Origin of the sequence: Chryseobacterium sp. 2TAF14 (assembly GCF_052115105.1) — a bacterium.
GTDB lineage: Bacteria > Bacteroidota > Bacteroidia > Flavobacteriales > Weeksellaceae > Chryseobacterium.
The window spans coordinates 1-9,189 of sequence record NZ_JBFRGA010000163.1; the positions used below are offsets into that span (position 1 = coordinate 1).

General features: G+C 34.7%; 8 protein-coding genes and 1 pseudogene. 8 read left to right on the forward strand and 1 reads right to left on the reverse strand.

Annotated features, from left to right (window positions below):
- Positions 1–56: 56 nt before the first annotated feature.
- The 7 genes and pseudogenes from AB4Y90_RS14340 (at position 57) to AB4Y90_RS14370 (ending at position 8,137) form a co-directional block, all read left to right on the forward strand.
- Positions 57–920 carry a VOC family protein gene (locus AB4Y90_RS14340; protein WP_441558224.1) on the forward strand — a complete coding sequence of 288 codons (864 nt, stop codon included), beginning with the start codon at positions 57–59 and terminating at the stop codon, positions 918–920.
- A 69-nt stretch (positions 921–989) separates the two neighbouring features.
- Entirely contained in the window at positions 990–1,418 is a 429-nt protein-coding gene (locus AB4Y90_RS14345) for an SRPBCC domain-containing protein (RefSeq protein ID WP_441558225.1), read from the forward strand.
- Positions 1,419–1,496: 78 nt separating this feature from the next.
- Positions 1,497–1,949: an SRPBCC family protein gene (locus AB4Y90_RS14350; protein WP_441558226.1), complete on the forward strand. Its 453-nt coding sequence runs from the start codon at positions 1,497–1,499 to the stop codon at positions 1,947–1,949.
- Positions 1,950–2,064: 115 nt separating this feature from the next.
- A complete protein-coding gene (locus AB4Y90_RS14355) occupies positions 2,065–2,523 on the forward strand; it encodes a DoxX family protein (RefSeq protein ID WP_441558227.1) in 459 nt (152 codons plus the stop codon).
- Positions 2,524–2,644: 121 nt separating this feature from the next.
- Complete coding sequence (purB, locus tag AB4Y90_RS14360; RefSeq protein WP_441558228.1) at positions 2,645–4,072, forward strand: adenylosuccinate lyase; 1,428 nt, start codon at positions 2,645–2,647, stop codon at positions 4,070–4,072.
- A 109-nt stretch (positions 4,073–4,181) separates the two neighbouring features.
- Positions 4,182–7,746: pseudogene (locus AB4Y90_RS14365) on the forward strand (phosphoribosylformylglycinamidine synthase).
- A gap of 7 nt (positions 7,747–7,753) precedes the next feature.
- On the forward strand, positions 7,754–8,137 hold the full coding sequence (locus AB4Y90_RS14370) for a ribonuclease inhibitor (protein ID WP_441558229.1): 384 nt from the start codon (positions 7,754–7,756) through the stop codon (positions 8,135–8,137).
- A gap of 140 nt (positions 8,138–8,277) precedes the next feature.
- Here the strand turns inward: AB4Y90_RS14370 and AB4Y90_RS14375 are convergent, their stop codons facing one another.
- Positions 8,278–8,634, reverse strand: coding sequence for a diacylglycerol kinase family protein (locus AB4Y90_RS14375; protein ID WP_441558230.1), 357 nt, complete (start codon positions 8,632–8,634; stop codon positions 8,278–8,280).
- A gap of 74 nt (positions 8,635–8,708) precedes the next feature.
- Between AB4Y90_RS14375 and AB4Y90_RS14380 the strand changes: the two genes are divergently transcribed.
- Positions 8,709–9,189 (forward strand): hypothetical protein (locus AB4Y90_RS14380; protein WP_441558231.1); only part of this gene is annotated, 481 nt, incomplete at its 3' end.

Consider the following 9,189-nt stretch of genomic DNA (forward strand, 5'->3'; position numbering starts at 1 on the left):
AGTTTATATTGGATCAGTTAAAATTAAATCAAACTTATTTTTTGAAATTCAAAACTATGAATAACAATATTTTCCCGTGTCTTTGGTACGACGGTGATGCAAAACAATCAGCCGAATTTTACTGTGAAATTTTTGGAGGAAAAATTACAGCAGATACGCCAATGGTTTTAAATATTGAACTTTTCGGGCAAAAATTAATGCTTTTAAATGGCGGTCCTCATTTTAAAAAAAATGCTTCCGTTTCGTTTATGGTAATGTGCCAAACTGAGGAAGAAGTTCAGAAATATTGGGATCTGTTGGAAGAAGGCGGCATCGCTTTGATGGCATTAGATTCTTATCCGTGGAGTAAAAAATATGGTTGGGTTCGAGATAAATTTGGTGTAACGTGGCAATTGTATTTGGGCGAAAAACAAGAAGACCAGAAAATTATTCCGACCTTGATGTTTATTCACGAAAATAACGGCAAAGCAATGGAAGCAATGAAGCTGTACACTGACGTTTTCCCAAACTCAAAAATAGGAAACGTTCTGAAATACGGAGACGGAGTGGGCGATGAAAATCATGAAGTTCCGGAAAATGTGCAGCATGCCCATTTCGAAATCAACGGCTATTCTCTTTTTTGTATGGATAATTCTTATGATCATCAATTTGATTTTAATGAAGGAATTTCGATGGTTATTATGACAGAAAATCAGGAAGAAACAGATCATCTCTGGAATTCTCTTACTGCAAATGGAGGCAGAGAAAGCATGTGCGGCTGGCTTAAAGATAAATTCGGAATGAGCTGGCAAATTGTACCTAAAAGACTGATCGAACTGATGAGCGATTCTGATCAGGTAAAAGCTCAGAAAGTAGTACAGGCAATGATGAAGATGCAGAAAATTATAATTAAAGATTTAGAGGAGGCATATGTTTCTTAAAATTTTAGGCAATGGCGAAGATTTTGTAGAAGCATAATTTTCATTAAACCTAAACCTAAAAATAGAATTATGGAAATTTTAGAATTCGAAATAAAAATCGATGCAGGCCCCGAAAAAGTATGGACCGTTCTTTGGGACGACATGCATTACAGACAATGGACTTCCGCGTTCACAAAAGGCTCATTTTATGTTGGAACCTGGGATGAAGGCAGCATCATTAAATTTTTTGATCCCAATAATAACGGAATGTACAGTCGGGTTTTAAAGAATGATCCCAATAAAGAAATGACTTTCCTGCATTTGGGAGAAATCTACGATGGCGTAGAAACTCCGCAAGATTGGGGTGACGCAACAGAATCTTATATTCTGGAAGAAAAAGAAGACGGAACACTATTGAAAGCCATCATTAAATCTTCATCCGAATTTAAAGATTTTTTTGAAGAAAAGTTTCCCGCAGCACTTCAGAATGTAAAGAATCTTGCAGAAAATCAGCTTTAAATCACTTAGTTTTAAATAATTAAATTTAAACTGTCAACCGACAATCAAAAACGATCAACTATTTCAAAAATCATTATTATGGAAAATTTATCATACGACATCATTATTGATGCTCCAAAAGAAAAAATATGGGAGGTTTTATGGAATCCCCAAACTTACAGTGAATGGACGAAATTTTTCAATCCCAAATCAGCTTCAGTAATGAAATCGGATTGGAAAGTTGGCGGGAAAACCTATTTCACAAACTCGGAAGGTGAAGGAATGGTTTCTACCATCGACAGTCTTGAAAAACCCGATCAGATCATTTTTAAACATTTGGGAATGGTAGATAAAGAAGGAAACGAAGATACCCAAAGCAAGGAAGTGATGGAGTGGAACGGTTCTTTTGAAAAATATTTCCTGATTTCGCTTGATGATGGAACGGTAAAACTTCAGGCAGAAGTACAGGCCGAAAGCGAATGGAAAGATCACATGGACGAAGGTTTTACAAAAGGTTTGCAGATTGTGAAAGATCTTGCTGAATCAAAATAATAAGAGTCGAATACTATATATCAGGAGGTTTTTACAAAAAACCTCTTTTTTTATTTAATTTTAAAAAAATATCCTCAGTCATCTGCGAAAATCTGTAGGAATTAAAACAAATATCATGAAATTACTTACGATCTTATTCATCACATTTATTTTAGCTTTAATCGGAACAAAAATCTTTCAGGGAGACTGGAATTTTCTTTTCTCAGGCAATCTTGGAATGGCTGTTTTTATGCTATTTACAGGCTTTGCCCATTTTAAATTTCAAAAAGGTATGGCTTTAATGATTCCTGATTTTATTCCTGCAAAAATGTTTTGGGTTTATTTTACAGGATTAATAGAAATTGCCGCTGCAATTGGTTTGATGATTCCTTCAATTCGTGAGCTGACTTCAATTTTATTGATCCTATTTTTTGTCATCATATTTATTGCCAATATCGATTCATCAAGAAAGAAAGTCAATCTTTTTAAAGCAGATTATTCAGGTCCCGGAATGAGTTATCTTTACAAAGAAAGAATCCCGATGCAGATTATTTTAATTGTTTGGACTTGGTTTTTCGGGATTTATTTGAATTAAGATCAAAATTAAATTAGCTCCATCAGCTTTAATTTAAACAAAATTCAAAACCCTCTTTACGATTTTTATCTCTCACTGAAAAACCTTACTTTTGCATATCTAAAAAAAGTAAAAGAAAAGAATGAATTCCTACAAAAATCCTTTGGAAGAACGCTATTCAAGCGAAGAAATGTTGTTTAACTTTTCTCACAACAATAAATTCCAGAACTGGAGAAAGCTTTGGATCGCCCTTGCTGAAATCGAAAAAGACTTAGGTCTTGAAATTACAGACGAGCAAATCGCTGAGCTGAAAGCCAATGCAGAAAATATTGATTATGATGCAGCTGCAGCTTATGAGAAAAAATTCCGTCATGATGTGATGGCTCACGTTCACGCTTATGGTGATGTGGCGCCTTCTGCAAAAGGAATTATTCACTTGGGAGCAACTTCGGCTTTTGTAGGAGATAATACAGATTTAATTCAGATCCGTGACGGACTTTTAATTTTAAAGAAAAAGTTGGTTAACGTAATGAAAAATCTTTCTGATTTTGCGATTCAGTATAAAGATTTACCGACTTTAGGATTTACGCATTTCCAACCGGCTCAGTTAACGACTGTTGGAAAAAGAGCGACACTTTGGTTACAAAGTTTAGTTCTTGACATCGAAGAGCTTGATTTTTTCTTAGAAACTTTACGTTTCAGAGGAGTAAAAGGAACAACAGGAACTGCTGCAAGTTTCTTAGAACTTTTCAACGGAGATTATTCTAAAGTTAAGCATTTAGATAAAGAATTGTCAAAAAGATTCGGTTTCGAAAAAGTTTTCGGAGTTTCCGGACAAACTTACGACAGAAAAATCGATGCAAGAGTAGTGGCTTTATTGGGAAATATCGCGCAATCTGCACATAAATTTACAAATGATTTACGTCTTCTTCAAAATCTTAAGGAAATTGAAGAACCATTCGAGAAAAACCAAATCGGTTCATCTGCAATGGCTTACAAGCGTAATCCAATGAGAAGCGAAAGAATCGGAGCATTGGCAAAATATGTGATGTCTTTAACGACAAGTTCTGCAATGGTAGCTTCAACACAATGGTTTGAAAGAACTTTGGATGACTCTGCAAACAAGAGATTGACAATTCCACAGGCATTTTTAGCGGTTGATGGAATCTTGTTGATCTGGAACAACATTATGAATGGAATTGTGGTGTATCCGAACAGAATCAACAAACATATTATGGAAGAACTTCCTTTCATGGCGACAGAATATATCATTATGGAAGAAGTGAAAGCCGGTGGTGACCGTCAGGAAATTCACGAAGTAATCAGAGTTCATTCGATGGAAGCTTCCAAAAAAGTGAAAGAAGAAGGTAAAGAAAACGACCTTATCGAAAGAATCTTAAATGATGACTCTTTAAAGCTTGATAAATCAAAATTAAAAGAAGTTCTTGATCCTAAAAACTTTATTGGTTTTGCACCAATTCAGACGGAAGAATTCATTGCCAATGAAGTTCAGCCGATCATTGACGCTAATCAGGATTTAATAGGATTGGAGGCTGATCTTAAAGTATAATTTTATGCAGTCTTTTTGGCTGCATTTTTTGTTATAAAAATATATCTAATAAAATGATTTTAGAATTTTAAGTCTGACTTCTGATGTCTAAAATCTTATATCTATAAAAATGAACAAAAGAATTTTCGTAGAAAAAAGAGGAATTTTCGATGTTGAAAGTCCAAAAATTTTTGATGAAGTAAAAGCGGTGGTTCCATCGATCCAAAGCGTAAAGGTATACAACGTTTACGATATTTTTGGATTAAATGACGGTGAATTCGAAAAGGTAGTTAACAGCACTTTCGTTGATCCGGTTACTGATATTTTGCATGAAGAAAATCCGGCAAAAGGAATTTATTTTGCAATGGAATTTTTACCCGGACAGTTCGACCAACGTGCAGATTCTGCGCAACAATGTATCGCTTTATTGACTGAAAATGAGCAATCTAAAGTAAGAAGCGGAAAGTTAATCGAAATAAATGGCATCAATGATGCCGATTTAGTTAAAATCAAAGACCTTTTAATCAATAAAGTAGAATCTCAGGAAAAAGATTTAACCATTTTAGATATTCCTGCGGAAGAAACACCGTCAAAGGTTTTGATTCACGATAACTTTATTAACTGGAATACTGAAGAACTAAATAGCTTTTATAACAATCATGGTTTTGCATTAGGTCTGGATGATTTGAAATTCATTCAGGAATATTTTAAAACTGAACAAAGAAATCCTACAGAAACTGAACTTAAAGTTTTAGACACGTATTGGAGCGACCACTGTCGCCACACAACATTCGAAACAGAATTATCGAATATCGAATTTGAAGGACAGTTTAAACATACATTGGAAACGATTTTCAATGATTACATCGAAAAAAGAAAATTCTTAGGACGCGAATTGAAACCAATTTCTTTAATGGATCTGGCGACAGTTTGCGGAAGATATTTCCATAAAACAGGTCAATTGGAAAACTTGGTGGTTTCTGACGAAATCAACGCTTGTACCATTCAAATTGAAGCTGAATACGACGGTAAAAAAGAACCTTGGTATTTATTATTTAAAAATGAGACACACAATCACCCGACAGAAATTGAACCTTTTGGTGGGGCTTCAACTTGTTTGGGTGGAGCGATTAGAGATCCTTTGTCTGGTCGTTCTTTCGTTTTTCAGGCAATGAGATTGACGGGTGCTGCTGATGTTTTAGAGCCTGTTGATCAGACTTTGCTAGGTAAATTACCTCAAAAAACAATCACGAAACAGGCTGCAAACGGATATTCATCTTACGGTAACCAAATCGGTTTGGCGACTACAATGGTTTCCGAAATCTACGATGAAGGCTACAAAGCAAAAAGAATGGAAGTTGGTTTCGTTGCCGGAGCGGTTCCTGTAGACTGGGTAAGACGTGAAAAGCCTGAGGCTGGTGATTCTATCATCATTTTGGGTGGGGCAACTGGTCGTGACGGCGTTGGTGGAGCGAGCGGAAGTTCAAAAGAACAAGACGAAACTTCGATTCACACGATGAGTTCTGAAGTTCAGAAAGGTAATGCCGTTGAAGAACGTAAAATCCAGAGATTATTCAGAAATCCTGAAGTAACGAGATTGATTAAAAAATCAAATGACTTCGGAGCCGGAGGTGTTTCTGTAGCGATCGGTGAAATTGCTGATTCTTTGGAAGTTAATCTTGATGTTTTACCATTAAAATATGAAGGTCTGAACGGAACTGAGCTTGCTATTTCTGAATCTCAGGAAAGAATGGCGGTTGTGGTTGAACCAAAAGATAAAGAACAGTTCATTAAATTCTGTGAAGCTGAAAACATTGTGGCTGTTGAAGTTGCAAAAGTAACAAATTCAGGAAGAATGCAGATGTTCTGGAAAGGTGATAAGATTGTTGACCTATCAAGAGAGTTTTTGGATACAAACGGTTGTTCTAAAAGCCAAAAAGTTAAGATTACACATCTTAATGAATTGAAAGAAGAAGCACAGACTTTTAACGAAGAGAATTTCTTAAAAATATTAAGCGATAAAAATGTTGCTTCTCAAAAAGGTTTGTTGGAAATGTTCGATTCATCGATTGGTGCTACTACGGTTGCGATGCCTTTAGGTGGAAAATATCAGCAAACTTTGATGGAAGGAAGTGTTCAAACATTGCCAATTATCGGAGCAAAAAATATCGAAACAGTTTCTTTAGCAAGTTGGGGTTTCGATGCCGAAATTTCAAAGCAAAACTCACTATTGGGAGCTTCTTACGCCGTTGTAGAAAGTGTTGCAAAGATCGTTGCGATGGGTGGCGATTACAAGAATATCAGATTTAGTTTTCAAGAATATTTTGAAAAATTGGGTCAGAATTCTGAAAAATGGGGGAAACCTTTGGCTTCACTTTTGGGAGCTTACGATCTCTCCGGAATTTAAACAGGCAGGAAATAAACTGTACTTCTTTAATCATATTTCGCAGGAAAACGGCCTTCCAAATTACGATAAATTGAAAGCAGTTTACGAATTCATTTTCGAGAATATTAAAGTCGGAAAAATCGTTTCTGTGAAGACGATCAAAGAAGGTGGAGTTGCAGTTGCATTAGCAAAAATGAGTTTCGGAAACAGATTGGGAACTGAAATAAATATTGCTGATGAGAGTGTTTTATTAGCTAAAAACATTGGAAGTTTCATCGTTGAATCCACTGAAGAATTAAGTTCTCTGGATCTTCAATTAATTGGTGAAGTTGAAAATTCAAATATTTTGAAAATCAGTAATTTGAATTTTAAAATCGAAAAATTACTTGAAGCAAATACAAATACGTTTGAAAATCTTTTTCCAACGGTTGAAAAAGAAAAAATTACAGTTGAAATTGATGAGAAATTAAACTCAATCAATCCAAGAAATATCATTATTAAAAAACATGGCATCGCTCAGCCAAGAGTTTTTGCACCTGTGTTTCCAGGGACAAACTGTGAGTATGACACACTGAATGCTTTTGCAAAAGAAGGCGCAATAGTCAACAGTTTACCATTGAAAAATATCAATCATCAGTTGCTTGATGAAAGCATCGATGCATGGGTTGAAGAAATTAAACAGTCTCAAATTTTGGCATTCTCAGGAGGGTTTTCTGCGGGTGATGAACCGGATGGTTCTGCTAAGTTTATCGTGAATGTTTTGAAGAATGAAAAGATGAGAAATGCCGTTCATGAATTGCTTGACAGAGACGGAATGATTGTAGGGATCTGTAACGGTTTCCAGGCATTGGTAAAATCTGGATTGTTACCTTACGGAAGAATTAAAGACTTAGATGAAAATTCTCCGACTTTGGCCCATAATGCAATCAGAAGACATATTTCCCAAATGGTGAATGTAAAAGTATTGAATGATGAATCGCCTTGGTTGAAGGGAATGAAAGATCAGGTTTACACCATTCCGATTTCTCACGGTGAAGGTCGTTTTATGGCTTCGGAAGCGGAAATTCAGAAGTTATATGAAAATGGTCAGATCGCAACTCAATATTTAGATTTAGAAGGAAATATTGCTCATGGAATGCCGTTTAACCCAAATAATTCATTGTTCGGAATTGAAGGAATTACGAGTCCATGTGGAAAAATATTCGGTAGAATGGGACACCCGGAACGTTTTGCGGAAGGGTTGATGAAGAATATTCCGACTGCGAATTACCACAATATTTTTAAAAATGGAGTGGAATACTTCAAGTAGATTAAAAATGAATAACGATAATTCAAATAAAGAAATGACTGTCATTAATGGCAGTCATTTTTCAAATTTAGAAGGTTTTTATGAAGAGGTTTCTCAGCTTTTTCTAAAAGATGAAGATTGGAAAGTCGGGACTTTGGATGGTTTTGATGATATTCTGTATGGATTTGAAGGTGAAATTATCTGGGTGAATTCAGAAAGATCAAAAGAGGTTTTGGGTTTTGATCTAACTAAAGAATTTTATGAAAACAAAATCAGACAAGGGAAAGTTTTTAATGTGAAATTAATTCAGCAAAAACTTGATGAGCTGATTGCCGGAAAAGGGCAGACTTTATTTGAAATTTTAATAGAAATTATAGAATCACATCAAAATATTATGCTGATTTTAAATTGATTTTTTAAACACAAATAACACAAATTAATTTTTCACGAATGACACAAATGTCTGTTGGAATCTGAACAGTCTGCGGGAATTTGTGGTGTGAATTTATTTAAAAAAGATTGCATCGTCGCTTCGCTCTTCGCAATGACGGTTTAGCCAAAGATGTATTTCCAGTACACAGTAACTCCTACAATTACTGAAAGTATTGCGATTAAAGTAACTGCTCCCGCAGAAATATCTTTTATAAAACCAATTCTTTTATCAAATTCTGGCTGAATAATGTCGCAAACTTTTTCGATGGCAGTATTAAAAATTTCGGTAGCTAAAACCCCAAAAGAAACTATCAAAATAAGAATTGTATCGATATTTGAAAGCTTTAAATAAAAAATCAAAAAAATATTGATAAGCAAGGCAAAAACTTCCAGCTGAAAATTTCTTTCAGTTTTAAGCATGAAAAAAATACCCCGGAAAGCATTCAGAAAACTTTTATGAACAGGAGGTTTGCGCATTTTTTCTTTTTTACAAATATAAAAAAAAGAGTAAGATTTTAATTTTTCTCTTATCTTTGAGAAATTTAATTTTAATGATGAAAAATATACTTATTTTATTGGGTTTGGTATTTTCTACTGCTGCTTTTTCACAAGAATATACGAGTAAAATTGCTAAAGCTACTTGTGAATGTTTTGCTAAAGCAAAAGCAGATAAACCAAATCTTAAAAATAGAGAGACGCAGTTGGGCTTATGTATGATAAAATCTGTACAGCCCTATGCTAAAGAAGTGAAGAGAGATTTTAATATTGATGTTATTAATGAGCAGACATCAGAAGCAGGTGAAATAATTGCTAAATGGTTGCTGGAAGAGTGCCCAGATATTTTTGTTGAGATGGTTAATGTTGATGACGATTCTACAAGTGAAAATGATAAACCTGAATTAATAATCAACGGAACTGTTTCTAAAATTGAGAAAGAAAATTTCATCATCTTCCATGTTGTAGGAGAAAATAAAATGCTGAACAAACTTTACTGGATCTCTTCTGTCGATTCTAATCTGGATTTGCCGAAAG

Bases quoted from the DNA above. Each gene is read 5' to 3' on its own strand.
- AB4Y90_RS14340 (WP_441558224.1), top strand. From the start codon at position 57: ATGAATAACAATATTTTCCCGTGTCTTTGGTACGACGGTGATGCAAAA.
- AB4Y90_RS14345 (WP_441558225.1), top strand. From the start codon at position 990: ATGGAAATTTTAGAATTCGAAATAAAAATCGATGCAGGCCCCGAAAAA.
- AB4Y90_RS14350 (WP_441558226.1), top strand. From the start codon at position 1,497: ATGGAAAATTTATCATACGACATCATTATTGATGCTCCAAAAGAAAAA.
- AB4Y90_RS14355 (WP_441558227.1), top strand. From the start codon at position 2,065: ATGAAATTACTTACGATCTTATTCATCACATTTATTTTAGCTTTAATC.
- purB (WP_441558228.1), top strand. From the start codon at position 2,645: ATGAATTCCTACAAAAATCCTTTGGAAGAACGCTATTCAAGCGAAGAA.
- AB4Y90_RS14370 (WP_441558229.1), top strand. From the start codon at position 7,754: ATGAATAACGATAATTCAAATAAAGAAATGACTGTCATTAATGGCAGT.
- AB4Y90_RS14375 (WP_441558230.1), bottom strand. From the start codon at position 8,634: ATGCGCAAACCTCCTGTTCATAAAAGTTTTCTGAATGCTTTCCGGGGT.